The organism is Streptomyces chartreusis NRRL 3882, assembly GCF_900236475.1.
GTDB classification, from domain to species: Bacteria; Actinomycetota; Actinomycetes; order Streptomycetales; family Streptomycetaceae; genus Streptomyces; species Streptomyces chartreusis_D.
The window spans coordinates 5,146,375-5,171,020 of record NZ_LT963352.1 but is presented as its reverse complement, the minus strand read 5'-3'; the positions used below and the strand labels follow the sequence as shown (position 1 = coordinate 5,171,020).

23 protein-coding genes are annotated in these 24,646 nt (G+C 73.1%); 18 read left to right on the top strand and 5 right to left on the bottom strand.

Annotation, left to right across the window (positions count from 1 at the left end; all coding sequences use genetic code 11):
- Positions 1 to 22: 22 nt before the first annotated feature.
- Positions 23 to 1,510 carry a multicopper oxidase family protein gene (locus SCNRRL3882_RS23435; RefSeq protein ID WP_010035534.1) on the bottom strand — a complete coding sequence of 496 codons (1,488 nt, stop codon included), beginning with the start codon at positions 1,508 to 1,510 and terminating at the stop codon, positions 23 to 25.
- A 242-nt stretch (positions 1,511 to 1,752) separates the two neighbouring features.
- Between SCNRRL3882_RS23435 and SCNRRL3882_RS23430 the strand changes: the two genes are divergently transcribed.
- The 3 genes from SCNRRL3882_RS23430 to SCNRRL3882_RS23420 all read left to right on the top strand — a co-directional run bounded on the left by SCNRRL3882_RS23430 (position 1,753) and on the right by SCNRRL3882_RS23420 (position 3,864).
- Positions 1,753 to 3,318 (top strand): SagB/ThcOx family dehydrogenase, encoded by a 1,566-nt coding sequence (locus SCNRRL3882_RS23430; RefSeq protein WP_010035536.1) that lies wholly within the window; start codon positions 1,753 to 1,755, stop codon positions 3,316 to 3,318.
- Between the two features lie 163 nt (positions 3,319 to 3,481).
- Entirely contained in the window at positions 3,482 to 3,655 is a 174-nt protein-coding gene (locus tag SCNRRL3882_RS23425) for a thiazolylpeptide-type bacteriocin (RefSeq protein WP_078602758.1), read from the top strand.
- 35 nt (positions 3,656 to 3,690) lie between these two features.
- Positions 3,691 to 3,864, top strand: coding sequence for a thiazolylpeptide-type bacteriocin (locus SCNRRL3882_RS23420; protein ID WP_078602759.1), 174 nt, complete (start codon positions 3,691 to 3,693; stop codon positions 3,862 to 3,864).
- A 102-nt stretch (positions 3,865 to 3,966) separates the two neighbouring features.
- Here the strand turns inward: SCNRRL3882_RS23420 and SCNRRL3882_RS23415 are convergent, their stop codons facing one another.
- Positions 3,967 to 4,563 (bottom strand): DUF7010 family protein, encoded by a 597-nt coding sequence (locus SCNRRL3882_RS23415; protein WP_040902644.1) that lies wholly within the window; start codon positions 4,561 to 4,563, stop codon positions 3,967 to 3,969.
- A 307-nt stretch (positions 4,564 to 4,870) separates the two neighbouring features.
- On the opposite strand from SCNRRL3882_RS23415, the gene SCNRRL3882_RS23410 reads away from it, so the two are divergent.
- From SCNRRL3882_RS23410 to SCNRRL3882_RS23385, 6 genes are read left to right on the top strand one after another with little or no spacing between them, the layout of a single operon-like run.
- Positions 4,871 to 5,944, top strand: coding sequence for a hypothetical protein (locus tag SCNRRL3882_RS23410; RefSeq protein ID WP_010035539.1), 1,074 nt, complete (start codon positions 4,871 to 4,873; stop codon positions 5,942 to 5,944).
- Positions 5,941 to 8,553, top strand: a complete 2,613-nt coding sequence (locus SCNRRL3882_RS23405) for a lantibiotic dehydratase (RefSeq protein WP_010035540.1) — start codon at positions 5,941 to 5,943, stop codon at positions 8,551 to 8,553. The genes SCNRRL3882_RS23410 and SCNRRL3882_RS23405 overlap by 4 nt, the downstream gene beginning before the upstream one ends.
- Complete coding sequence (locus SCNRRL3882_RS23400; protein ID WP_010035541.1) at positions 8,550 to 10,514, top strand: hypothetical protein; 1,965 nt, start codon at positions 8,550 to 8,552, stop codon at positions 10,512 to 10,514. The genes SCNRRL3882_RS23405 and SCNRRL3882_RS23400 overlap by 4 nt, the downstream gene beginning before the upstream one ends.
- Positions 10,501 to 12,414 (top strand): TOMM precursor leader peptide-binding protein, encoded by a 1,914-nt coding sequence (locus SCNRRL3882_RS23395; RefSeq protein ID WP_010035543.1) that lies wholly within the window; start codon positions 10,501 to 10,503, stop codon positions 12,412 to 12,414. Before SCNRRL3882_RS23400 ends, SCNRRL3882_RS23395 begins: the two co-directional genes overlap by 14 nt.
- Complete coding sequence (locus tag SCNRRL3882_RS23390; protein WP_010035545.1) at positions 12,411 to 13,970, top strand: nitroreductase family protein; 1,560 nt, start codon at positions 12,411 to 12,413, stop codon at positions 13,968 to 13,970. Before SCNRRL3882_RS23395 ends, SCNRRL3882_RS23390 begins: the two co-directional genes overlap by 4 nt.
- A 38-nt stretch (positions 13,971 to 14,008) precedes the next feature.
- A complete protein-coding gene (locus SCNRRL3882_RS23385; protein ID WP_010035547.1) occupies positions 14,009 to 14,944 on the top strand; it encodes a thiopeptide-type bacteriocin biosynthesis protein in 936 nt (311 codons plus the stop codon).
- A gap of 87 nt (positions 14,945 to 15,031) precedes the next feature.
- Here the strand turns inward: SCNRRL3882_RS23385 and SCNRRL3882_RS23380 are convergent, their stop codons facing one another.
- The 3 genes from SCNRRL3882_RS23380 to SCNRRL3882_RS23370 form a co-directional block, all read right to left on the bottom strand.
- Positions 15,032 to 15,556 carry a YceI family protein gene (locus tag SCNRRL3882_RS23380; protein ID WP_010035549.1) on the bottom strand — a complete coding sequence of 175 codons (525 nt, stop codon included), beginning with the start codon at positions 15,554 to 15,556 and terminating at the stop codon, positions 15,032 to 15,034.
- Positions 15,557 to 15,656: 100 nt separating this feature from the next.
- Positions 15,657 to 16,490, bottom strand: coding sequence for an ABC transporter permease (locus SCNRRL3882_RS23375; RefSeq protein ID WP_010035551.1), 834 nt, complete (start codon positions 16,488 to 16,490; stop codon positions 15,657 to 15,659).
- Entirely contained in the window at positions 16,487 to 17,485 is a 999-nt protein-coding gene (locus tag SCNRRL3882_RS23370; protein ID WP_010035553.1) for an ABC transporter ATP-binding protein, read from the bottom strand. Before SCNRRL3882_RS23370 ends, SCNRRL3882_RS23375 begins: the two co-directional genes overlap by 4 nt.
- A gap of 297 nt (positions 17,486 to 17,782) precedes the next feature.
- On the opposite strand from SCNRRL3882_RS23370, the gene SCNRRL3882_RS23365 reads away from it, so the two are divergent.
- The 9 genes from SCNRRL3882_RS23365 to SCNRRL3882_RS23325 all read left to right on the top strand — a co-directional run bounded on the left by SCNRRL3882_RS23365 (position 17,783) and on the right by SCNRRL3882_RS23325 (position 24,638).
- Positions 17,783 to 19,036, top strand: a complete 1,254-nt coding sequence (locus tag SCNRRL3882_RS23365; protein ID WP_010035555.1) for an FAD-dependent monooxygenase — start codon at positions 17,783 to 17,785, stop codon at positions 19,034 to 19,036.
- Between the two features lie 261 nt (positions 19,037 to 19,297).
- The gene (locus tag SCNRRL3882_RS23360; RefSeq protein ID WP_010035556.1) at positions 19,298 to 19,972 is read left to right on the top strand and encodes a glycoside hydrolase family 11 protein; all 675 of its coding nucleotides are present in this window, start codon (positions 19,298 to 19,300) and stop codon (positions 19,970 to 19,972) included.
- A gap of 2 nt (positions 19,973 to 19,974) precedes the next feature.
- The gene (locus tag SCNRRL3882_RS23355) at positions 19,975 to 20,682 is read left to right on the top strand and encodes a polysaccharide deacetylase family protein (RefSeq protein ID WP_010035557.1); all 708 of its coding nucleotides are present in this window, start codon (positions 19,975 to 19,977) and stop codon (positions 20,680 to 20,682) included.
- Positions 20,683 to 20,771: 89 nt separating this feature from the next.
- Positions 20,772 to 21,332 (top strand): hypothetical protein, encoded by a 561-nt coding sequence (locus SCNRRL3882_RS23350; protein ID WP_231911161.1) that lies wholly within the window; start codon positions 20,772 to 20,774, stop codon positions 21,330 to 21,332.
- Positions 21,329 to 21,892 (top strand): hypothetical protein, encoded by a 564-nt coding sequence (locus SCNRRL3882_RS41830; protein ID WP_010035559.1) that lies wholly within the window; start codon positions 21,329 to 21,331, stop codon positions 21,890 to 21,892. The genes SCNRRL3882_RS23350 and SCNRRL3882_RS41830 overlap by 4 nt, the downstream gene beginning before the upstream one ends.
- Positions 21,893 to 21,954: 62 nt before the next feature.
- Positions 21,955 to 22,449 carry a hypothetical protein gene (locus tag SCNRRL3882_RS23340; protein WP_158688391.1) on the top strand — a complete coding sequence of 165 codons (495 nt, stop codon included), beginning with the start codon at positions 21,955 to 21,957 and terminating at the stop codon, positions 22,447 to 22,449.
- Between the two features lie 136 nt (positions 22,450 to 22,585).
- Entirely contained in the window at positions 22,586 to 23,380 is a 795-nt protein-coding gene (locus SCNRRL3882_RS23335; protein ID WP_010035562.1) for an SAM-dependent methyltransferase, read from the top strand.
- 49 nt (positions 23,381 to 23,429) lie between these two features.
- Positions 23,430 to 24,128, top strand: a complete 699-nt coding sequence (locus SCNRRL3882_RS23330; RefSeq protein WP_029180876.1) for a hypothetical protein — start codon at positions 23,430 to 23,432, stop codon at positions 24,126 to 24,128.
- Positions 24,129 to 24,164: 36 nt separating this feature from the next.
- Positions 24,165 to 24,638 (top strand): MarR family winged helix-turn-helix transcriptional regulator, encoded by a 474-nt coding sequence (locus SCNRRL3882_RS23325; RefSeq protein WP_029180877.1) that lies wholly within the window; start codon positions 24,165 to 24,167, stop codon positions 24,636 to 24,638.
- The last annotated feature ends 8 nt before the right edge of the window (positions 24,639 to 24,646 follow it).

Here is a 24,646-nt window from a genome sequence, read left to right as displayed (position 1 = left end):
CGGAAACTCAGGTCCGGAAAACTCAGGCGATCTTCATTTGCGCCATCATTCCCATGGCGCTGTGGTCGATCATGTGGCAGTGGTACGGATAAACACCGCGGTGTGAATCGAAAGTGAGCTGGAGTTTCGCCGTCTGGCCGGGAAAGAGCAGCACGGTGTCCTTCCAGCCGGTCTCCGCCGGATACGGCGGCTGCCCGTCCCGTTCGAGAATGCGGAACTGCACCAGGTGCGTGTGGAAGTTGTGCGGCACGGTGGCGCTCTTGTTGGTGACCGTCCACACCTCGGTGCTGCCCCACTCGATGTGGGTGTCGATGCGGTCCGGGTCGAAGGTCCTGCCGTTGATGTACGCCTGGTGGCCGCCGGAGCCGGGCTCGTCCATGGAGAGTTCGAAGCTGCGCTCCACGGTCGGCTTCGGCAGCGCCGGCAGCGTGGCGAGGGTGTCGGGCACCCGGCTGCTGTCGGCGGTCCGCTCACCGACGTCGAACCGCATGACCTGGCCGACGAGTTCGGTCGGACCGGGGCCCAGCATGTTGGCGAGGGTGAGCCTGGTGCCGGGCGCGTACTTCGAGAAGTCGACGACGAAGTCGATGCGTTCGCCCGGGGACAGGACCAGCACGGGCGTCTCGGCGGGGGCGGCGAGCAGACCGCCGTCGGTGCCGATCTGCCGCACGGGGTGCTGGGTGGCCGAGCCGTCGGACAGCGCCAGGACGAAGATGCGCAGGTTGCACGAGTTGACCAGTCGGAAGCGGTACTTGCGGGCCTCGACCTTCATGTACGGCCAGGGCCTGCCGTTGACCAGGATGGTCGTGCGGTTCTCCGCGTCGTCCATCGTGTAGACCAGCTGGGCGTTGCCGTCGAACTGCGCGTCCCGCAGGACCAGGGGGACGTCGTACTTCCCGGCCGGCAGGCCCAGCCCGTCCTCGGCGGGGTCCCGCAGCAGGTAGAGACCGGACAGGCCCCGGTAGACGTGCTCGGACTCCATGTGGTGCGCGTGGTCGTGCGTCCACAGGGTGGCGCCGGGCTGCTCGTTCTCGTACACGTACGTCCGCTTGCCGCCGGGCGCGATGGTGTCCATCATCCCGCCGTCGTGCGCCACGGGGTTGTTGCCGCCGTGCAGATGCACCGAGGTCGGCATGTCGAGCGCGTTGATCTGCTGGACGACGGTGGTCCGGCCGGTGCGGGCGCGGATGGTGGGGCCCGTGAACGAGCCGTTGTAGGTCAGGGCGTCGGTGCGGGTGCCCGGCAGGATCTCCACGCCGGTGCGGCGCATCGTGATGCGGTAGAAGTCGGCGGTTCCGGTACGGCGGTACGGGGCCAGGACCGGCGGAATCGTCAGCGGCACCGAGAACGGTTCGACCGGTGCGGCCGCGGAGGCCTTCCCGGCTGCCGGGGTCGCGGCCGCGGCCGGCTGTCCGGCGGTGAGCGTCCGGAAGACCCCGCCCGCCGCGCCGACCGCCCCGACGGCGCCGGTGGTGAGACCGAGACGTATCGCATGTCGACGACTGAACACGAGGTTTTCCTTCTCTGCCGGTGAGCGTGACGGTGGAATTCGTGTTCCGAGCATGCGCTTTGGGCGCCGAATGTCCGAGCGAATGCCGTCCGTCCCTGTCATCTGTCACGCATTCCATGACCTCGGTCACGAGGGGGAATGGTGACTGTCATTCGGTGCGGCCGGTGAGCGAGGAGGGGGTGTAGCGGGGCGCAGAGTGGATTTCGACAGGTCGATCCACACGAGTCCGTACCGGAGGCCCGATGATTCCCGCGACCACGAAGAAACCCCCCGGGTTCGCCGCCCGGGCGCTGCGCACCGACGTGCGGGTGACGTTCGACGACAGCACGGGCACCGCCCTGCTCCGGGGGCCCGCCACCTCCCTCGCCCTGCGCCCGGTACGCGGCCCGCTGCGCACCGTCCTGGACCGGCTGGCCGAGGGCCCGTTGCCGCGCGAGGAGCTGTACGAGGGCCTCGACGGCGCCGGGCGGGAGCGGGCCGACGCGCTGCTGGAGCGGGCCGGGCATCTGCTGGCGTACAGCGTGCTCACGCACGCCGAGCCGCCGCTGCGCCGGGAGTTGGTCCGGTTGGAGCCGACCGCCCGGGACGCCGGGCACCGGGTCGCGGACGTGCCCGCCGGCGCGCGCGTCCGCCTCTCGCGGTTCGCCTTCTGCCGTACGCGCGAAGGAGTCCTCGTCCTGGAGTCACCCCTGGTGAAGTTCCGCGCCGTGCTCGTGGACCGGGCCGCCCGCGAGCTCGCCGCCGCCCTGGGACAGCCGGGCCGGGCGGGCAGCGCCGGGGAGGTCACCGGGCTGAGCGAGGCGGAGGCCCTGGACGTCCTGTGCCATCTGGTCGGCCTCGGTTTCGCCGAACTCGCCGGAGCGGACGGCACGTTCGGCTCCGACACCGATCCGGTGCTGCGCCAGTGGGACTTCCACGACCTGCTGTTCCACTCGCGCATCCGCTCCGGGCGCTACGACGAGGCCTTCGGCGCCCTCTACCCCTACCGGGGCGAGATCGACCCGCAGCCCGCCGTGAAGCCAGCGCCGCACGGCCCCGTCACCGAGCTGTACCGCCCGCGCCGCTCCGACATCGACGCCGGCGACCCGTCCCTGACCGCCGCCGTCGAGTCCCGCCGCTCCCACCGCACCTTCGGGGAGCGGGCGTTGACGGCGCGCGAGCTGGGCGAGTTCCTGTACCGGGTGCAGCGGGTCCGGGTGCACCGCACTCCCGGCCCGGACGCGCCCGGCGAGGACGAGGTCGTCTCGCGGCCCTACCCGAGCGGCGGCTCGCTGTACGAACTGGAGCTGTACGTCACGGTGCTGCGCTGTGCCGGGCTGGAGCCGGGCGTCTACCACTACGACTCGTACGCGCACCGTCTCGTCCTCGTCAGCGCCGCGGAGGCGGACCGGCGGGCGCTGCTGGGTGTGGCGTCCCGTTCGGTGGGCTTCGAGGTGCGCCCCGATGTGCTCGTCACGGTGACCTCGCGGTTCCAGCGCATGGCGTGGAAGTACCGGGCCATGGCCTACGCGACGACGCTGCGGCACACCGGGGTGCTCTACCAGACCATGTACCTGGTGGCCACGGCGATGGGCCTGGCGCCCTGCGGGCTGGGCAACGGCGACGCCGACCTGTCCGCCCGCGTGCTGGGCCTGGACTACCTCCGGGAGTCCTCGGTCGGCGACTTCCTGCTGGGCACGCCGACCACGGGTACGGCGCCGCCCGCGGACCCGGGCGAGGAATGGCACATGGTGAACAGCCCTGAATGGGCAATTCCGCTCGACGGCTCCGGAAATCAGGGCGGCGACGGAAAGTCATTCGCCCCGTGATAAATGTCAGCCGGCGGCCGGAAACCCTGGCGCCGGGATGACGGGCCGAGCAATATGGATGTCAGAGCCGGACGGAAGCGAAAGAAATTCCGGAAGGTGAACCCCTCAATGATCCCGGGAATTCCGGTCACGGTACTTCCCGAAATCGACGGAAGGAAATCACATGACCGCCAAGGACATCAAGAACCAGGACGCGGACAAGGCGTTCGAGGGCTTCGACACGGACGAGCTGGAGACCCTCGAGGTCACCGACGGCGTCGCCCTGCCGGAGATGGGCGCCTCCAGCGGCTCGATCGGCACCTCCTCCTCGTCCTCCAGCACCTGCTCGGCCTGCTGACCCACCCTCACCACGGATCCCGGAAGGATTTCGACATGAGCATCGACGGCATCAAGAACCAGGACGCGGACAAGGCGTTCGAGGGCTTCGACACGGACGAGCTGGAGACCCTCGAGGTCACCGACGGCGTCGCCCTGCCGGAGATGGGCGCCTCCAGCGGCTCGATCGGCACCTCTTCCTCGTCGTCCAGCACCTGCTCGGCCTGCTGAACCAGCGTGACCGCATGAGCACGACAGCGTGAACGCAGAAGGATGCGCCTGCCCGGCCTCGGCCGGTCGGGCACATCCTTGCGTTCGGGTCGCCGGGCGGGTTCAGCCCCGCACGGCCAGGTGGTACGACGAGGCCCACAGGACCACCGCGCTGCCCAGGCCGACCACGATCCGCACGGTCTCGCTCGCGAGGCCGGCCGCGACGAGGACGAAGCCGGCGACCGCGACGGCCGTCAGCAGCGCCGCCGTCCACCGGTACTGCCACTGGTCGTACAGACGGGCCAGCGGGAAGAAGTGCAGCCCCACGACGAGGGCGATGCCCGCGGGGACGGCCTCGGGGTGCCCCGAGGCGTTGGACACGGCGATGACGGCGAAGATGGCCACCAGCTCGACGGAGTTGACGATGCCCACGCCGCGCGCCCAGTTCGCCGGCAGGCTCACCGTGCGAGGCGAGGGCCGGGCGTCCTTGCGGTATCCGAGGTAGATCGCCGCCGCCGTGAGCACGAGTGCCGCCACCTCGATGCCGAGCGGCGCGACGTCGGTCGCCGAGCCGGTCCCCGAGGCCGCCGCGACGGCCCACACCAGGGCGAACACGGAGAGCACGAGGGTTCCCCTGCGGCGCAGGTTACGGGTGAGGGCGAGGCACTCGGCGTCCGTGGCGGACGGGGTGGGGGGCGTTGCGGGGGACGTAGATGTCACTCGCGGAGAATACACCGGCCGATCTGCCTTCTTGGCGGTTTTCGGCCAGCCCTCGGACACCCTCGAAACGGAATAGAACATTCCGATATCCCGGCCCCAGCCGGGCGTCACGGAAACGATGACGTATGTAAGCCCCGGACCGTTTTCCCTTCCGGTTCGAATTCCCCGCACCAATGATGTGATGCACGTTCTCGAATTCATTGCGGTTCTTCTCGGAAGGTGAAAGGACATGGGGGTTGACGCTCCGGAGCGCATTGCCGTGAGGCCGGATTCCGCCGGCCTGACGGGTGTGCGACTCCATACCCGGATGCCGGTGACACCGGCCTGGCTTGCGCGGCACGTCGTCCCGGTCGCCCGCGGACTGGGCGAGCGGGGCGTACCCGGCGTACAGGTGCGGCGCGGCTGGCTGCACGGACCGCACGTCGACGTGCTCGCCCCGGTGGGTGCGGGGGCGCCCGGCGGGGCCGTCGACTGGGCGGGGATCGAGGCCGGGCTGGACGCCGGCCCCCTCGATCCGGCCCGGGCGCTGACCGAGGAGGTGTATCTGGAGCAGGCCCGGGAGTTCGGCCGGCTCGAAGCGGTGGAGCCCCCGTACCTGCCGCTGCGCGAGCACGGCGCGGTGCTGCGCGTCGGCCCCGGCGACCCCGCGCTGCGCTCCCGGGAACCGCGCCTGGACGCCCTGCGCACCGTGGTGTACGGCGCCCTCGCGACGCCGGTGCTGTCGATGATCGAGGGCCTGGCCGAGGAACCGGGCAGCGGCACGGTCCGCCTCGCGGAGGCGTTCGCCGCCCTCGTCGACACGCATGCGCTCGGACCGGCGTACGGGGTGTTCTCGCCCCGGTCGCACGTGGAGGCGTTCCTCGCCTGGGCGGCTCCGCGCAAGGACATGCGCCCGGTCTTCCAGGAGCGCCTCGCCAAGGAGGCGCCCCGGATCCGCGAGGTCGTCGAACAGCGCCTGAACGGTGCGGTGTCGCCGGCGGCGGCCCAGTGGCGCACCGCGTTCGCCTACGGCGCCGGGGTCCTGGACCACGCCGTCGCCACCGGCGCCCTCACCCCGGACCTGCTGGACTCCGTCACCGACGGCGTCGACCGCAGCCGGATGGGCCCGCCCGGGGCCGAGACGGCGGTGCCGCGCGGCGAGCAGCCGGACACCGACTTCCACCGGACCGTGCACGGCTCCGGGGCGATCAGCACCCCGTCCCCGTTCTTCGCCGCCTACCGCCTGCTGACGAACCTCTTCTACCAGCAGCTGCCCCTGCTCACGGTCTCGCCGATGCAGCGCTACTACATGTGCTTCGCCCTCGCCGAGACGGTGGACGAGGTACTCGGCAGCAGCTGGCGGGAGCGCCTGACCACCACGGAGACGGGAGCCCCGCGATGACCAGCCCCGAGCCCCAGTGGTTCCTGCGCGTCAACCCGCTGCGCAGGGCCCGCCTCGCCGACCCGGAGCAGCGCCGCCTGCTCCGTGAACTCGCCCGCGCCGAGGCCGACCTGGCCGACGCCGCCGAGACGTGCTCGCAGGAGCTGTACGAGCGGATCGGCGCGGCCGCCTCGGACACCGAGCGCCGCGAGCTCATCGCGCTGCGCCGCGCCATCCACAACGGCCGCGCCCCCAAGAAGACGCCCGAGGGCCCCGAGGCGACCCCCTCGGTGACCCGCTGGCTGGCCGCCCACGCCGGGCGGGAGCGGCTCCGCGCCGCGATCACGGAGGGCTACCCGGCTGCGGCCGACCGCGAACGCACCGTCCTGGCCGCCCTGTTGGGCGACGGCGACCTGCTGCGCTCCCTCGCCCTCGTCGCCCCGGAGGTGCACCAGGAGGCGGAGCGCTACCGGGCCGCGGTCGAGGGCCCGGGCAAGGTGTCCGCCCGCACCCGCAAGTCGGAGCGCGGACTGATCCAGTACGTGACCCGGGCGATGGTGCGCACCAGCCCGCTCTCCCGGTTCACCGCGGTGGGCATCGCCGAACCGGCCCCGGCCGGCGATCCGGAGGCCGTCCGCCCCGGCGAGGTGCCCTTCACCGGCGCGCGGGCCGTGCCGGGCCTGGACCGGGTCATGCTGCACTACGTCCTCGGCGGCCTGCCGGCCGACGGCACGGACCTCACCGGCCTGTGGGTGGGGATGCCGCCCACCTCGGCGCCCGACCCGGAGACGGGCAAGCTGTTCTTCCTGAAGTTCTCCGAGCAGGGCATGCACCGCCTCGCCGTGCCGCTCGACGGGCCCGTCGGCGATCTGCTCGACGCGCTGTCCATGGGGCCGCGCAGGTTCCCGGCGGTCGTGGCGCACGTCGCCCGCCGGGCCGGCTGCTCCGCCGAGGAGGCCGAGCGGCGCGTACGGCAGGCCCTGCACCAGGGCGTGCTGTGCACGTTCGGCCGGCCCGAGGAGCAGACCGCCGCAGGCGACTACGACGACCTGCTGACCCTGCCCGAGTCCGAACAACGGGAAGTGGTGCGGGAGTTGGCGGACCGGGTGCGGACCGGACTGCCCCGGGTGACCGAGGCGCCGGCTGCCGAGCGGGGCCCGGTCCTGGCGGAACTGCGCGGGGACCTCGGCCGGTTCAGCCAGGCGGTGGGCCGCCCCGCGCAGATCACCGTCGAGGAGGACTACGTCATGCCGCCGCTGAAGGTGGCGGCCTCCGACTGGCACACCCCGCTGGCCGACCTCGGCCCCGCGGTGGAGCTCCTCACGGTCTTCGACTGGCTGCACGACGTACGGGTCCTGATGACCGCCGCGTTCGTGGAGCGGTTCGGCGCCGGGGCGAACGTGCCGCTCGCCGAGCACGCGGCGTTCATCGTCGGGGAGGTCTCCCGGCGGGCCGCCGCGATGGCCGCCGTGTACGGGCCCGAGGGCACGGGGCAGGCCGCCGCGCTGTCCGGGATCGGACCGGCCGACGGCTGCCTGGAGCGCATGTACCTGCTGCGCCGCGAGCTGTCCGAGGAGGTGCACGCCCTCCTCACGAAGACGGCCCAGGCCGGTGAGGACACCCTGAGGCTCACCGCCGGGGACGTCGCCGAGCTGACCCGGTCGCTGCCCGACCGCTTCCGCAGCGACCCGCTGATCTACGGCGTGCTGCTCCAGCAGGCCGGCGACCAGCTCGTGCTCAACGACGGGCTGCCGGGCCACGGCATGCTGTACGCGCGCTTCCTCGAGGCCGACCGCCGCCAGGGCGGCCGCGCCCTGCCCCGCCTGGCCGACCACCTGCGGCGCTTCTACGGCCACGACGGCACCCGCATCACCGAGGACCTGGGCCTGCACCGCCTCAACGTCAACGCGCACACGCCGGTGCTGCCGGGCGGCCTCACGGCGGAGGACTGGTTCGGCCTGCGCCTCGCACACGACCCGGAGTCCGACACGCTGCGGGTGGAGGACGCGGACGGCGCCCCGCTGCGGGTGCTGCCGCTGGGCACGGGCCACCCGGGCCTGTTCCCGCCGCCGCTGTCGGTCGCCTCCGGCCTGGTGATCAGCGGCCGGCTCTTCAACAGTCTGCCCAACTCCTGGCACGCGGCGACCCCGTGGGACGGCAAGCAGACCCGTGTCGCGCCGCGCATGGCGGTCGGCGACGTCCTCATCGGTCGGCGGCGCTGGTACGGCGGAGCCGAACTGGACACGGCGGTGGCCACGGGGCCCGACGAACACGAGCGGCTGCTCGCGCTGACCGCGTGGCGGGCCCGGTACGGCGTCCCCGAGGAGGTCGTCATCAAGTCGACGCCGGAGGACGAGGGCCCGCTGTCGGTCGGAGCCCCCGACGTCCAGTCCAAGCGCCTGGCGCAGAAGCCGCAGTACGTCGACCTGTCCAGCGCGCTCGCGGTGCGGGTCCTGCCGCGGATGCTGGAGCGCCGCGGGGCCGGGACCAGCTACCTGGAGGAGGCCCTGCCCGGCGTCACGGACGGCACGCACGCGACGGAGTGGGTGCTGGAAGTCGGGCGCAGGGCCGGGGGGCGGTTCGTGTACGACCCGGTGAACAACGGCGAAGCGGAAGGAGTCCGGCCGTGACGGTGACCGATGTGGACAGGACCCCGGCGAGGACGGCCGCAGGCGCCGGTGCCGCGTCCCTCAAGGCCCGGCCGGGGCTGCACTACGCGCCCGTGCCGGGGGGCGTCTACTTCAGCGGGACGCGCGGGCAGTTCGTGCTGCGCGGCTCGGAGCTGCTGTACGCGGTGGCGGACGGCTGCGTGCCGCTGCTCCGGGCGGGGACGACGGAGGACGCCCTGGTCGCCGAGTTCGGCACCGAGCGTGCCCGGCCGGCGGTACGGCACCTGCTCACCAAGCTCCGCGAGAACGGCCTGCTGCTCGACCCGGCCGCGCTCACCGAGCCGGAGCCGCCGGCCGAGGTGGCCGCCCTGCACGCCGGCACGCTGGCGCGTCTCACCGCCCGCCTGGACGACCCGTACGCGGCGTTCGCACGCCTGCGCCGCGCCCGGGTACGGCTGCACGGCCCGGCGACGGCGACGGCTCCGGCCCTGCGCGGACTGCGCCGGGCAGGCGTCACCGACGTGACGGCGACAACCGTCCCCGACGCGTCGAAGCCGCTGGTCCCCGTCTGCGACCCCGCGATGTTCGCGGACCCCTCGCTGCTGTCCGGCGGCGGGTCCGTGGGCGGATCCAGGGCCCTGATTCCCGCCGGCGACCCGGCGGTGCACGGCCCAGGTGTCGGAAACCCCGCCGGCGACCCGGCGGCGCGCGAGCCCGAGACCTCGACTCCCGTCGGCGACCCGGCGGTGTACGGATTCGGTGCTGGAACTCCCGTCGGCGCCCCGGCGGTGACAGCACCCGTGGGAACCGAGGGCGTGCCACGGGCCGTCGTCGAGTTCCTCGACGGTGACCGGACCTGGACCGAGCAGGACGGAACGCTGCACGTGCCCGTGCTGCTCGGTCCCGGGCCGGTGCTCGTCGGGCCCGTCGGAGTGGCGCCCGGCGTCTGGGAGGTCTTCCGGAACCGGGCCAGGGCCTGGGCGGACGCCGAGGGCGTCGAACCGGCGGCCGGGCCCATCGCCCACTCCCTCGCGGGAGCCCTCGCCGCACAGCTCCTGACCGACGCCCTCACGGGTGTCGCGGAGCCCGGTGAGGCCCACGTCGTGCACGGCCCTGATCTGACGGCCGACCGCGTCACCGTCACGGGCGCCCCCGTGCACGAAGCGGTCGCCGTCCGTCTCGGCGACGCGCCCGCCGAGCCGCTTCCCGCCCCCGAGGCCGCGCTCGACGCCGCCGGTGTCCTCACCGCCCGCTGGACCGGCCTGTTCGCCTCCGCGCAGGGCGAGCACCTGCCGCAGATGCCCCTCGCCCTGCGCGCGGCGGAGCACCGGGCGGACCGCACGGGCACGGTCACCGCCTGGGCCGCCCACCAGGAGACGGCGACCATCGCCGCCGCCCTGGCCGCCCTGCGCGACCGCGCCGGCGGCACACCCGGCATCCCGGCGGCGGGCCTCACCAGGGAGCACTGGCTGCTCGACGGCGCCCTGCGTCACCTCGCGGGGGCCAAGCAGGCCTTCGTCCCCGACGCGGACGCCCCACTGCACGCCGAAGGCCACCGGGTCCACGCCGAGTTGTGGTCGCTGCTCGGCAGGGAAAGGGAGGGAGGGAACGCAGCCGAACCCGTCCTCGTCCTGGCCCGGCACGCCGGTGTCGGCTGGCCGCTGGCCGAGGTCACCCTAGACGGGCGGACGCTCGGCGCCGGCTGGGGCCCGACCGCCACCGACGCGACGTACGCCGCGCTGTGCACGGCACTCGCCGCCGCGCAGACCGGCGGCACGGCCGGCCGGCTCTCCACCGACGCCCTGCTGACCGCGGACGACGCCGTCCGGGCCGCGCTGCGGGAACAGCTCACCGCGCTCGCCGGCTACCGGGGGCGGCCCCGCCGCACCGACCCGGTGCTCGGTGAACTCCCCTTCTGGTACGGCCCGGTGACCGTCCCGACCGACCTCACCGCCGAGGAGTCCGCCGATGCCGACCACTGACCCGACCACCGCGGTGCACGCCGGCCCCGCACTGCCCCCGACGGCCTACGACGACTGGCTGCCCGCCTTCGCCCCCCTGGCCCGAGCGACCGGGGCCACCGTCTCCGTCAACCTCGGCTGGGACCTGGCCTGGGAGCGCGACCTCCTCACGAAGGCACGGGGACCGCACCTGTCCGTGCGGGTGTACGACGACGAGGTGATGGTCGGCCCCTTGTCGGTGCCGGGCACCTCCTCCGGCTGTGCCGCCTGCGCCGAGGTGCGCGAGCGCACCGTCCTCGACCACCCCCTCGTGGGCGACCTCACCCAGGCCACGCGGGTCCCCGCCGCCCCCGCCCCCCTGCTGCCCGATCTGCTGCGCACCGGCCTGGAGCACCTGGCGGACCGCCCCCTGGCGCCCGGCGAGGCCTACTCGGTGACCGTCCACGGCACGCGCCGGCACCGCATCGCCCGCAGCTTCCACTGCCCGGTCTGCGGCCCGTCCCCCGAGGACCTGGTGAGCACCGTGCCCCCGGCCCCCCGCTCCCTGCGCTCCCGGCCCGCCGTACCCGGTGACGCGACGCGCACCGCCGCCGGCCGTCTCGTCGAGCCCGGCTTCCTGCGGGACCGGCTCGTCGACGACCGCTTCGGGCCGGTCCGCGCGATCCTGCGGGAGTCGCACGCCCCGTTCGCGATGAGCATGGCGGTCGTCGCGGACGCCCCGGCGATGGGCCACGGCAGGGCCCGTACGTTCGCGGAGACCGAACCGGTCGCCGTCCTGGAGGCGTACGAGCGGCTCGGCGGCTACCCGTACGACGTCCCCCTGGTGACCGGCCGCTCCTACCGCGAGGTCGCCGGGCAGGCCGTCGACCCGGGCAGCCTCGGCCGCTACACCGCCGAGCAGCTCGCCCACCCCACCAGCAGGGCCACGCCGTTCACGGCCGACACCCCGATGGACTGGGCCTGGGGCCATGACCTGGCCGACGGCACTCCCCTGCTGGTGCCGGCCGACCACGCCTTCTACCAGTACGAGTACGCCTTCCGCCGCGACCGGCGCGCCGCCCGCGTGGCCAGTGCCGCGAACCGCAGGCACTACTTCTTCGACTGCTCCAGCGGCTGCGCGGTCGGCGCCAACTACGAAGAGGCCGCCCTGCACGCGCTGTTCGAACTCGCGGAGCGGGACGCCTTCCTCACGTCCTGGTACCGGGCCCGCCCGCTCCCCCACGTCCCGGTCTCCACGCTCACCGACCCCACGAGCCGGGCCATGGTCGAACTGATCCGGGCCCGCGGCTACGACGTCCACCTCCTGGTCGCCACCCGGGACATCGGCCTGCCGGTGGTGTGGGTCATCGCCGTGAACGAGGAGAACCCCTTCCCGGCGACCTTCTCCTCCGCCGGTTCCGGGGCCGAGCCCGAATCCGCGATCCGCGGCGCGCTGCGCGAGGTCGCCCAGCTCGTCACGAACCCGGTCGACTGGACCCGCGAGCAGGTCGAGCGGATGGTCGAGGACCCGTGGCTCGTGGAGGACCTGGAGGACCACGTCCGGTTCTCCTCCGTCCCCGAGACCCGCGACCGCGCCCTGGCCGGACTCGGCGGCCCGGCCGTCACGCTCCAGGAGGCGTTCCCCGACTGGCCGGGGCGGCTGGAGCGGGCGGCCGGCGGCGACGTACGCGGCACCCTGGAGTACGTGGCCTCGCTCTTCGCCGACGCGGGCCTGGACCGGATCGTCGTCGTCGACCAGACCAGCCGGGAACACGCCGACGCCGGCATCGCGGTCGCCCGTGCCGTCGTCCCCGGCATCGTGCCGATGTGCTTCGGCCACGCCCAGCAGCGCCTGGCCGGACTGCCCCGGCTCCGCGCCGCCCTGCGCGGCACGGACCAGGAGCACCGGGCGATCCCCTACGACCCCCACCCGTTCCCGTGACGGCCCCCGCCGAGGCCTGGGCACGGCGCGCCCCGGTCGACCTCCCGGGCCCGGAGGGCGACAACAGCATCGCCCGCGAGCCCCTGTGGTACGCCTACGGTGCCGGCGACGACCGCCCGGAACCACCGCCGTGGACCTGGGCGGCCACGCCCCCGCCCGACTCCCACGTGCCGCCCCCGCCACCGCGCCCGGCGGGACCGGCGACCCTCCTGCCCCTGGGCACGACCGACCGGCTGTCCGCGATGCCGTACCCCCGGCTCCCGGCCGGGGCCCACCCCGCACCGGACGCCCTGCTCCACGCCCTCACCGCCACGTTCGCACCCCTGCGCCGCGAACCGGAGAACCCGTACAACGAACACCGCCCCTACGCCTCACCGCGCTGCCTCTTCCCGGTCCACGCCTTCGTGGGGGACGGTGACGCGTGGCGGCTGCTGGAACCCACCCGGCACACCCTCACGGGCCCCGGCACAGGGACCCCGAGCCGCATCGCCCTGACCGGCCGCTACACGGCGATCCCACTCGCGTACCAGTGGTTCCGGGGCTCGCTGGTGGCGATCGAAACGGGCATGGTGCTGCGCGCGTTGACGCTGGGCCTGGAGCTCTTCGGGGTGCCGGCGACACTGACACCCCCGACCGAGGGTGCATCGGGCCTGCTGCGCGAACTGGGTGTGGAGCACACCTGGGAGTGGTCGCTGCCGTGGTTGATCGACGTGGGTGAGCCACGCCCCGCCGTACACCGACCGGCTGGGCCGGAATCCCCGGTCCCCGACGGAGATCCGTCCCTCACCCAGGTCATCGACGTGGACAGAAGTGCCGTGAGGGGCACGGGGCCGCATCCGATACGCGGCTACCGCCGCGTGGGCGCGACCAGCCACACACGACCCGCGCCCGTCACCACAGCCGTACCCCCCACCCTGCCCCACTCCCTCCGCACCCCCACCTGGTCAGAACTGCTCTGGCACCGCCACTCCGGCCGCATGCCCAGATCCCTGCACGGCATGGACTCGGCCAAGTGCCACACCCCCCTGCCCGCCCGAACCCTGGCCACCACCCTGGCCTGGCTGGGCGTCCCCCCACCGCACCCGCTCCTGGCCGCCGCCTTCGACGCGGTCACCGTCACCGCGGTCGTCCAGCACGTCGACGGCCACACCCCCGGCGTGCACCGCGTCCGCGACGGCTCCGCACACCTGGTCCGGGACGACCCCACCGCCCCCGCCGGCCTGGAGGCCAACTACGGCTACGGCCTGACTCCGGTCAACGGCTGCGGCATCGCCAACGCCCCCCTCACCGTCTTCTTCTCGGTCCGCCCCCGCGAACTCTTCGCCCGCTTCGGCCCCACCGGCTGGAGCGCCGCCCAGCACGCCTGCGGCTGGGCGGTCCACGGCCTGTGCCTCGCCGCGGCCGCCGAGGGGCTCTTCGCCCGGCCGGTCCGGGCGTTCAAGGAGATCCAGACCAAGGAGGTCGTCGGCCTCGGCGAGGACGAGACGATCGTCCTGTCCGCGGTGGTCGGCGTACCGCGCGAGACCGGGGGTGCCGTGCTGGACCTGCGCACGTAAGGCCCCGGAGCAGCCCCACCGACCGACAAGGAACGCGTATGCCCACCACCACACCGCACGGCTGGAGCGCCTGGCACCTGCACCTCGGCACCACCGCCCGCAGCGCCCACGACCGCGTCCTGACGGACGTCATCGGCCCGACCGTCGGCGAACTGCCGCCCGGCACCCCCTGGTTCTTCATCCGCTACTGGCAGTCGGGGCCTCACCTGCGGCTGCGGATCGCCGGCCTCTCCCCGGACGCGTACGCGCGCGTGGAGCAGTCCCTGCGCGACCGGCTCGCCGTGGCGGGACGGCCGGCGCCCGGCGAGGAGCCGCTGGCACCGGAGGCCTACCAGGAGGGTGCGGCCCGGCTCGCCGCCGCCGGTGAGACCGGCGTCAACACCACCGTCCACGCACTGCTGCCGCCCGGCGTGCACCGCGCCGACTACGACCCCGAGTACGAGCGCTACGGCGGCCGCACGCTGATGCCGGCCGCCGAGTCCCTCTTCCACCTCTCCAGCACACTCGTCCTGCGGCTGGTCCCGCTCGTCACCGGCGAGGCGCGGCGCGCCCGGCTCGCCCTGCGCGGCACGCTGTCCGCCGCCGTCGCCCTCGGCGGCCCGGCCGAACGCGCCCACTACTTCGCCCGGGGCCGGGACGCCTGGCAGGCTTGGGCGCGCGACGCCGGGCACCCGGGCGAGCTGCTCGACCGGATCACCGAGGTCGGCCAGGACCCGGCCACGGCGGGCGTCTCACCGGACGCCCACGGGCCGTTCACCGACTGGTACGAGGCCCTGACCGCCCATGCCGCCGAGATCCGGCGTCAGTCGCCGGTGCACCCCGGCATGATCCTCTTCTCGCACGCCCACATGCTCCACAACCGGCTCGGCCTGAGCATGCTGGAGGAACTGCGCACCTACGCCTGGCTGTCCCACGTCTTCCCGGCACCGGCACCGACCGGGACACCGGTACCCGACCCGGCGCCCACGGGGTGATCCCCCGCGCCCCGCGGGCGCCTGCGCAAGAGGCCCGGCCGGATTCCCCTCACCGGCCGGGCCTCTTCGTCGTCTGCGTCGTACGGCTCATCCCTCCCGTACGAACTCGGCCCGTACCCGCACCCGCAGTTCCGCTCCGACCAGGCTGCGCATGCCGCCGACCCCGCACGCGTGCCGGTCGACCCGGGCGCCGGCCCGTACGACGGCCCGCTCGCCCCGCACCGTCAGCTCGTCGACCGTGAAGGTCACCGGCGTGGCACGGCCCTTGACCTCCAGCAGGCCCGTGAGGGTCAGGTCGCCGTCCGTGGAGAGGTGTTCACCCGTGAGACGCAGCTCGGGGAAGCGCTCGGCGTCCAGGAGGCTCGGGCCGCGCACGGCCGCGTCCCGCTGCGGGTTGCCGCTCTCGAAGCCCGCCGCCCCGACCGCGGCGTCGAGGTGGAGCAGCACGCCGTCCGGGCCGAGCTCGACACGGCCCGAGCGCACCGGGACGGAACCCCGCACGGGGAGGAAGAAGAAGTGCCGGCCGGTGAACTCCACGGTGGAGGCGGCCGGTTCGAGACGCCAGGTTCCCAACGAGGTGATCTGCGGGCGGGCGCTGTGGTCCACGGACATGGTGGGGGTCCCTTCTGGGTGTGGGGGTCTTTTTTTTGGGGGGGGAAGCGCCGAGGGGGCCTCCGGGAGGCCCCCTCGATGTGGTCGGGACGCGCCGGCTCTACTCGGGACGCGGGTCCCAGCGGAAGCTGCGTACGGCGATCAGGGCGCCGATGACGCCCCACGCCGCCAGCACGGCCAGTTCCTTCCACTGGAAGCCGGCGTCGTGCGCGAACGGCGCGAGCATGGCGTCGTTGAACGGCTTCACCGGCAGCACCCCGGCGATGTTGTTCATCACCTCGGAGTGGATCGGGAAGTAGCTGCCGGAGATGAACACCAGCGGGAACTGGATGAACTGCACGACCGCGGGCGCCGCCTCGGAGTTGCGGATCAGCGAGGCCACCCCGACGCCGAGGGCGCAGAAGCTGGCCGCGCCGAGCACCAACGTGAGCGCCAGGGCCGCCCAGTCGGCGGGCCAGGGCACCCCGTACAGCCGCCCGATGCCGATGACCAGCGCCACGTCGACCACGCTGACGACGACGCAGTGCACGAGCAGGCCCGCGAAGTACACCCAGGCGGGCAGCGGGGTCGCGTGCAGCCGTTTGAGGACGCCGGTCTGGCGGCGCATGGCGAGGACGATCGCCAGCTGGCCGTAGCAGGCGCCCAGCACGGACACGGCGGCGATGGTCGGCGTGTAGTACTGGAGTCCGCTCATGCCGAAGAAGAAGTCCTGGCCCTCGCTGCCGGCGAACACGGCACCGAAGACCGAGATGATCACGATCGGCAGGACGAAGGTGAACACCATCGACTGCGGGTTGCGCCAGAACGACAGCTGCTCGTAGCGGATCTGGTGGGCGAGCAGGGCGAGGGAGCCGCGTTCGTCGGGCCGCTCCCGCCCGGGGCGTTCGGCCCGCCGCCCGGTGGCGGTGGTCGTGGGGGGCAGGGTGCTGGTCATCGGCTGCTCCGTCCGGGTCGGCGCCCTCGGCGCGCACGCGCCGCCGAGGAGGGTGTGCGGTCCCGCCCGGCGGACGGTGACGAGGCGTCCTGCTGGACGTAGGAGCTGGTCATCCCCAGGTAGACGTCCTCCAGGGTGGGCTGCTCGACGGTGAGCCGCGCCAGCGGCGTGCCCCGGTCCAGGGCCCAGGAGGTGAGCCGGTGCAGGGCGGCCGTCGGATCCTTCGCCTCGGCGGTGACGAGACCGTCCTCGGCGTCGCTGACCGGGATCGGCACGTCGTCGATGGCGGCACCGGCCGGCAGCGCGAACCGGATCCGGGTGAGGGCGCTGTCCCGCCCGCCGATGGTGTCGGGCGTGCCCGTGGCGACGATCCGCCCGGCGGCGATGACGGCGACGGAGTCGGCCAGGGCCTGCGCCTCGTCCATGTAGTGGGTGGTCAGCAGGATGGTCGTGCCGGCGTCACGCAGGCTCCGTACGACCTCCCAGGCCCCGCGGCGGGCGCCCGGGTCGAAGCCGGTGGTCGGCTCGTCGAGGAACAGCAGCTTCGGGTCGCCGATCACGCCGAGCGCGAGGTCGAGCCGCCGCTTCTGCCCGCCGGACAGGTCCTTGACCTTCGCGTCCCGCTTCTCCTGGAGCCCCACCAGGTCGATGACCTCGTCGACACCCCGCGGGGCCGGGTAGTAGCCCGCGTTGCGGGCGATGGTCTCCCGCACCGACAGGTAGGGCTCCACGGCGATGTCCTGGAGCACCAGGCCGATCTGCCCGCGCAGCAGGCGCCCGTCCGCCTTGTCGCCGGGATCGCGGCCGAGGACGTGCACGTCACCGCCGTCGCGGTGCCGGAAGCCCTCCAGGATCTCCATGGTGGTGGTCTTGCCGGCGCCGTTCGGTCCGAGCAGGGCGAAGATCTCCCCCTCCTCGACGGTGAAGTCGACGCCGCGTACGGCCTCGTGGTCCCCGTACCTCTTGAGCAGGCCCTCAACGGCCACCGCGGTCACCGCGGTCGCTCCACTCGTCGTTCGCGTGTCACGGCGTGCCTCCAGGTGTCGTGCGTAACGGGTCGTCTCCTCCTGGAAGTTAGGGCCGGGCGGGGGTGCGGCAGCAGGTGTGACGGGGGTTTCGATGACGTCCGTCACGCAAGCGGCGACAGTTGTCAGCACGGCGGGGCGGGACGTTGCCGCCCGGTGGCGGGCGCCACATGCTCGGGACACGACCGATGACAGTGCGTCCACGCGAGAGCTCGCACCGCGACGGTGCACGGATGTGGCGCGAAGACCCGGAAGGCGGTCCCTGAGGTGCTGTTGGGCGAAGACACAGAAGGGCGGCGGCAGCCCGGGAACTCCGCGGGCCCGGCCGGCGTGGAGCGGCCGGCGGTCGCCGTCGTCGGCGCGGGCATCGGCGGACTGACCCTGGCGGGCGCGCTGACCGCGAACGGCACGCCGTACGTGATCCACGAACAGGCCCGCGAACTGGCCGAGGTGGGCGCCGGCGTCCAGCTCTCCCCGAACGCGATCCGGCCCCTGCTGCGTCTCGGCCTGGGCCCGGCGCTGGAGGAGCACGCGGTGCGGATCGAGGCGATGGAGGTACGCGGCTGGAACGGGCGGCCCATCGCGCGCACGCCGCTCGGCGCGGAGTGCGAGCGCGTGTTCGCGGCGCCGTACCTGACGATCCACCGGGCGCATCTGCACGACGCTCTGCTCTCCCTGATCGACCGTGAGCGTCTGGGCCTCGGCCAGCGGCTGAACTCGGCGCGCGAACTCCCGGACGGGACGGGCGTCCGGCTCACCTTCGACGACGGCACGGTCCGCGAGGCGGACGTGGTGGTCGGCGCGGACGGCATCCACTCCACGGTCCGCGAGACGCTGCGCCGCGACGAGCCGGTCTACTCGGGCCTCGGCATCTACCGGGGCCTGGTCCCGGTGGACGCGCTGCCGGCCGAGGCCCGCGAGCGACTGGTGCGGCTGTGGCTCGGCCCGGGCGGGCACTTCGTGTGCTATCCCGTCGCGTCCGGCGCGTACCTCAGCTACGCCGCGACCGTGCCGCTGCCGTCCGACGCACCGCCCCGCGAGTCCTGGTCCCGGCCCGGCGACCCGGACGAGCTGCGTGCGGTCTTCGGCACCTGGGCGGGCCTGGTCGGCGACATGGTCAAGGCGGTCGAGTCGACCCACCAGTGGGCCCTGCACGACCGGCCGCCGCTGCGCACCTGGTCCACGAACCGCATCACCCTCCTCGGCGACGCGGCCCACCCCATGCTCCCGTTCATGGCCCAGGGCGCCAACCAGGCGATCGAGGACGCGATGGACCTGGCCGCCTGCCTGGCGGACGCGCCGGTCCGGGCGATCCCGGAACGCCTGTCCCGCTACGAGTCCCTGCGCATCCCGCGCACCGCCGAGGTCCAGCGCGGCTCCCGCGGCAACGCGGGCATCCTGCACCTCCCCGACGGCCCCGCGCAGCGCCGCAGGGACGCCCACATGGCGGTCCACGCGGCCCTGCACGACCGGGCGGCGCTCTACGCCCACGAGACGGGGCGCAGCGTGGTGCCCGCTTGATCCGGAAATCCTTCGAAACATTCGAGGAACGGAATCCTGCCCTCCCCACGGCAAGGGCAGGATGGTTCCCAGGACTTGCCCGTCCATGGCCATCAAGCGCCCTGCGAACCGCCCGAATCCACAGTAACCAGGACGCAGACGGCCCCGAACATTTCGTAACTCCTGCCGAAACTATTGACACTTGACAGGGCCCGGCCAACACTCCCGGATGACAGAGCTCCCCCATCGACCCACCCCACGAGGACATGGAGGAAGCACCCCATGAACAAGTCATCCGGGCGCTTACGGCTGCTCATCAGCAGCGTCTGCACGATGCTGCTGGTCGCGGCCGCGGCCCTCACCATGCCGGGCACCGCTCACGCCGACACCGTCATCACCAGGAACCAGACGGGCACCGACAACGGCTACTACTACTCGTTCTGGACGGACGCTCCGGGCACGGTGTCCATGACCCTGTCCGCGGGCGGCAGTTACAGCACCTCCTGGCGGAACACCGGGAACTTCGTCGCCGGCAAGGGCTGGAGCACCGGGGCCCGCCGCAGCGTGACCTACTCCGGCACGTTCAACCCGTCCGGCAACGCCTACCTGACCCTCTACGGCTGGACGGCGAACCCGCTGGTCGAGTACTACATCGTCGACAACTGGGGCACGTACCGGCCCACGGGCCAGTACAAGGGCACCGTCACCAGCGACGGCGGTACGTACGACATCTACAAGACGACGCGGTACAACGCCCCGTCCGTCGAGGGCGTACGGACCTTCGACCAGTACTGGAGCGTCCGGCAGTCCAAGAGGACGGGCGGCACCATCACGGCCGGCAACCACTTCGACGCCTGGGCCCGGGCCGGCATGCCCATGGGCAGCTTCAAGTACTACATGATCATGGCGACGGAGGGTTACCAGAGCAGCGGCAGCTCCAGCATCACGGTGCGCTGACGATGGGAACCACACCACGGTCCGCGTTCCGCGCCCGGCTCACGAGGCTGACCGTCCTCGCGACGGCCGCCGCCGCCACGCTCACGGCCACCACCACGACAGCCGCCACCGCCACCCCGTCCCGGGCCGCCGCCTGCACCGGATACGTCGGCCTCACCTTCGACGACGGCCCGTCGGGCAGCACGACCGCACTGCTCGACGTACTCCGCCGGAACGGGCTGCGGGCCACGATGTTCAACCAGGGCCAGAACGCCGCCGCCAACCCGTCCCTGGTGCGGGCCCAGGTGTCCGCCGGCATGTGGATCGGCAACCACAGCTACACCCACCCGCACCTGACCGGCCTGAGCCAGGCCCAGATCGACGCGGAGATCTCCCGGACCCAGCAGGCCATCGCCAACGCGGGAGGCGGCACACCGAAACTCTTCCGCCCCCCGTACGGCGAGACGAACGCGACGGTCAAGTCGGTCGCGGCCCGCCACGGCCTGACCCAGATCATCTGGGACGTCGACTCCCGGGACTGGAACGGCGCGAGCACGGACGCGATCGTCCAGGCCGCCGGCCGCCTCACCAACGGCCAGACCATCCTCATGCACGACTGGTCCGCCAACACCCTCGCGGCGATCCCCCGCATAGCCCAGGGGCTGGCGTCCCGGGGCCTGTGCGCGGGCATGATCTCGCCGCAGACGGGCCGCGCGGTGGCTCCCGGCTGAGCGAACGGCGCGATGGCCTCCAGCGCCATCGCGCCACCCGGGCGGGACCGGACGGCCCGTTGTCAGTGCCTGCTCCTACGATTCGCCGCATGCCTGAATGGATGCATGTGTCCAGCCCGGTCCTGGAATCCGGTTGGCACGACGAGGTGAATCTCGTGTTCGCTCGCGGGATGGAGCCGGACACGCTCGCCGAGGGGTTGCGCGGACTGCGGCGGGAGCCGTTGGTGAGCGGGGCGGGCAACGGGTGGGTGTGGGTCGTCCACGACATGCTCAACGCCGAGATCGAGGACTTCGACCCCGTGCCCTACGGGCAGATCTGCGCAGGCGCCGAGCTCGTGGTCTTCGTGACCGAGCCGTGCAGTGCGAAGGCGCACGCGCCGCATTTCGAGTACTACCGGGACGGGCGGCTGATCACCTGGTTCAGCTTCGAGGACCTGACGCAGCGGCCGGGGGACAACCCCGACCACCTGTCCGCCGAGCTGCTGGCCGCGAGGCTGATCGGACCCGACGCCGGGTGCCGGGAGGCGGATGAGGGCGGGCACGACTGCTTCGACCACCACTACGAGGACCACAACCGCATCGTCCGGGCGATCGCCGGCTTCTTCGCGCTGCCCTCGCCGCCGCTGTCGACGGAGGTGACGGACCGGTGACCTGGCTCGCCCCGGACACGTTCCTCACGTTCTGCCGGGGGATCCCCCTGGCCGACGTCACCGGCTTCTTCAGCGAGGCGGGCCTGCCGCCCACGACCTCCGGCACGGCGGACGGGTGGGCCTGGCTGACGCACCACCCCGACACCACCCCGGACGGCGGCGCCGTCCAGCAGCTCGGCCAGTACATCACCGGCTTCCGGTACCAGGACCGCGTGCGTGACCAGCGGAACGTCGACATGGTGTTCCTGGCGTCCACGCCCGCCTGCTCGTGCGGCGACCGGTACGCGGTACCGCACTGCGCCGACCATCCCTACCAGTTCGCCTACAGCCGCGGCGGCTTCGCCGTCTCCCTCTTCAACGTCGGTGCGCGTCGCGAGTCCCGCCGCTTCGGCAGCCAGGCCGACCTGTTCATACGGCAGTTCCTGGAGCAGGGGATCGTCGGGCGCACCACCCGGTACGACACCGACCCGGAGTTCAACCCGGACGGCACCCACACGATCCGCATCATCGCCGAGCACTTCGGACTGCCCGCCGCGCCCCTCGGGCCGGGAGGCGAGTAGGCCGGCGTACTTGAGTACGCGTGCTCATGACGGCCCCGCCCCACCGGCGTGACCATGGCCGTATGAAGAAACGGGGAATGCTTTCGGCCGGGGTCGCGCTCGTCCTCGGGGTGCCTGTCGCAGCCTGGGGGCTGATGGGACAGCAGAACCACGACGGGCTGCCGGCGAGCGAGCTCGACTACGCGTACCAGCCGTGGGACATCGGGGACGGTGTGGCCGCCGGCGTCGGCGGGCTCGCGCTGGTGCTGGCGGGGCTCGGCGCCACGGTGCTCGTACGGGGTGCGCGGCGCGGGGCGATGGACCGGCGCTGGTGGGGAGTCCTCGGGCCGCTGGTGGTCGTCGGGCTCATGGCCGGTGTGGGGTGGCGGATCCTGACCGCGGGGGTCGTCGGGGCCAACATCGGTGCCGGACTGCTGCTCATCTTCGGTACGCCGGTCGCCGCCGGGCTCGTCCTGTGGGCGCTGGGGCGCGGCGTCTGGCTGGCGACGCGACGGCACGGGAACGGCGGCGGGGCCGGCGGCCGGCGCCTGGGCGGTTTCGCCTCCGGCGGGGTGTGACGGGCGGCGGCTCGCTTCCGCGTGGCCGAAACCCCACGGTGACCGGTGACGGGGCCGGACAACATCCGTATCCCACCAGGGAGTTCACCTAGGTTGGTGGACCGGTCCCCCTTTCCCACCCCCAGGAGGCCCCGCCATGCCCGACGACAGCCTGCGTGCCCGTATCGACACGTCCAAGCCGCACTCGGCCCGCTTCTGGAACTACTTCGTCGGCGGCAAGGACAACTACGAGGTCGACCGCGAGATCGGCGACCAGATCAAGTCGATCTTCCCGGGCCTGGTCGACGTGGCGGTCACGAGCCGCCGGTTCCTGGGACGGGCCGTCCGGTATCTGGCCGTAGAGCAGGGCGTTCGGCAGTTCCTCGACATCGGCACCGGGCTGCCGACCGCCGACAACACGCACGAGGTCGCCCAGCGCGTGGCACCGGACTCCCGGATCGTGTACGTCGACAACGACCCGATCGTGCTGGCCCACGCGAACGCCCTGCTCACCAGCACGCCCGAGGGCAGGACCGCCTATCTGGACGCCGACCTGTACGACCCGGAGGCGGTCCTGAAGGCCGCCGCGGGCACGCTCGACCTGTCCCGGCCGGTCGGCCTGATGATCCTCAACACGCTGGGGCACGTCGCCGACCACGAGCAGGCGCGCGAGCTCGTGCGCCGGCTCATGGCCGGCCTGCCGGCCGGCAGCCACCTGGTGATCAGCGACAGCACCGCAACGAGTGAGGGCATGATCGCCGCGTCGGAGGCCTACAACGCGAGTGGGGCCGTGCCGTATCACGTCCGTCCGGTTGCCGAGATCACCGGTTTCTTCGACGGGCTGGAGCTGGTGGAGCCGGGAGTGGTGCGGGTACCGGAGTGGCGGCCGGAGCCCGCCGACGCCGACGCCGCCGGTGTGGACGCGTACTGCGGCGTCGGCCGCAAGCCGTAGGCATCGATGCGACCGCGCCCGTGATGATCCCCCGCGCGATAATCAGGACATGTCTGCACCACCCGCCGCCCCCGAGCCGGTCCGGCGGCTCATCAATGATCTTCTCGCGGTGGGTGAGGCGTACGGCCTCGTCCTCGCGGGCGGGTACGCCGTGCTGGCCCACGGGCTGGTGTCGCGGGGCGGCCGGGACGTGGACGTCGCCACCGAGCACTCCGCCGGGATGGACGGCATCGCCGACACCGTCCGGACGGGGCTGGTGGCGCGCGGCTGGCTCGTGCAGACGCTGGAGAGCGATCCGCTGACCGCCCAGTTCCTCGTCACCGACGCGGCGACCGGTGCGGAGTACGGGGTCGGCGTCCACAAGGAGGTGCTGTGGCGCCCGTCCGTGGCGACCGGGCTCGGGCGGGCGCTCTCCCTCGACGACCTCGTCGGCACCCGGGTGCGGGACCTGGCCGACCGCGGACTCGCCCGCGACCTGGTCGACGTACACGCCGCCTCGGCCCGCTGGAGCCACCCGGAACTGGAGGAACTGGGCCGCCGTCACGCGCCGGAGCCCTTCGACCTCACCGACCTCCAGGCCCGGCTGACCGGCACGGACTGGATCGACGACAGCGCGTTCACCGCGCACGGCCTCGACGCCGAGTCCGTCGCCGCACTGCGCCGCTGGGCCCAGGAGTGGGCCGACGACATCGCGGAACGGCTCATCGAGGGCGGGGCCCCGGACGAGAGTGCCCCGGACGAGGAGTGACCCGCGCGGGGACTGACCGGTCGGTACCCTGAGCGGATGGGGAAAGGGGCAACCGGGCAGGTGGGGGTGGTCGCCGCGCTCGTACGGGCGGCGTTCCTGGTGGACGGTGTGTACGCGGAGGCCAGCCGGACGTACGGGCTGACACCGCAGCAGGGACAGCTGCTGTGCGTGCTGATGCCGCAGCCGTACGGGATGGGGGAGCTCGGGGAGACGCTCGGGCTGGCGAAGTCGAGCCTGACCGGGCTCGTGGACCGGACGGTGCGGCGCGGACTGGTGCGGCGGGAGGCCGACCCGCGCGACGGGCGGGCCGTGCGGGTCGGGCTGACGGAGAAGGGCGCCGCGCTCGCCGAGAAGTTCTACGCCGAGACCTGCCGCCGGATGGAGGTCCTGCCCTCGGGGCTCAGCGGCGCCGAGCGGGAGCGGCTGGCCGTACTGCTGTCGCGTGTCGTGGCCGACAACGAGGTTCCCGAGGTGTTCGTGGAGGCCGGGCAGGTGTCCGGAGCCGAGTAGCGACCTGT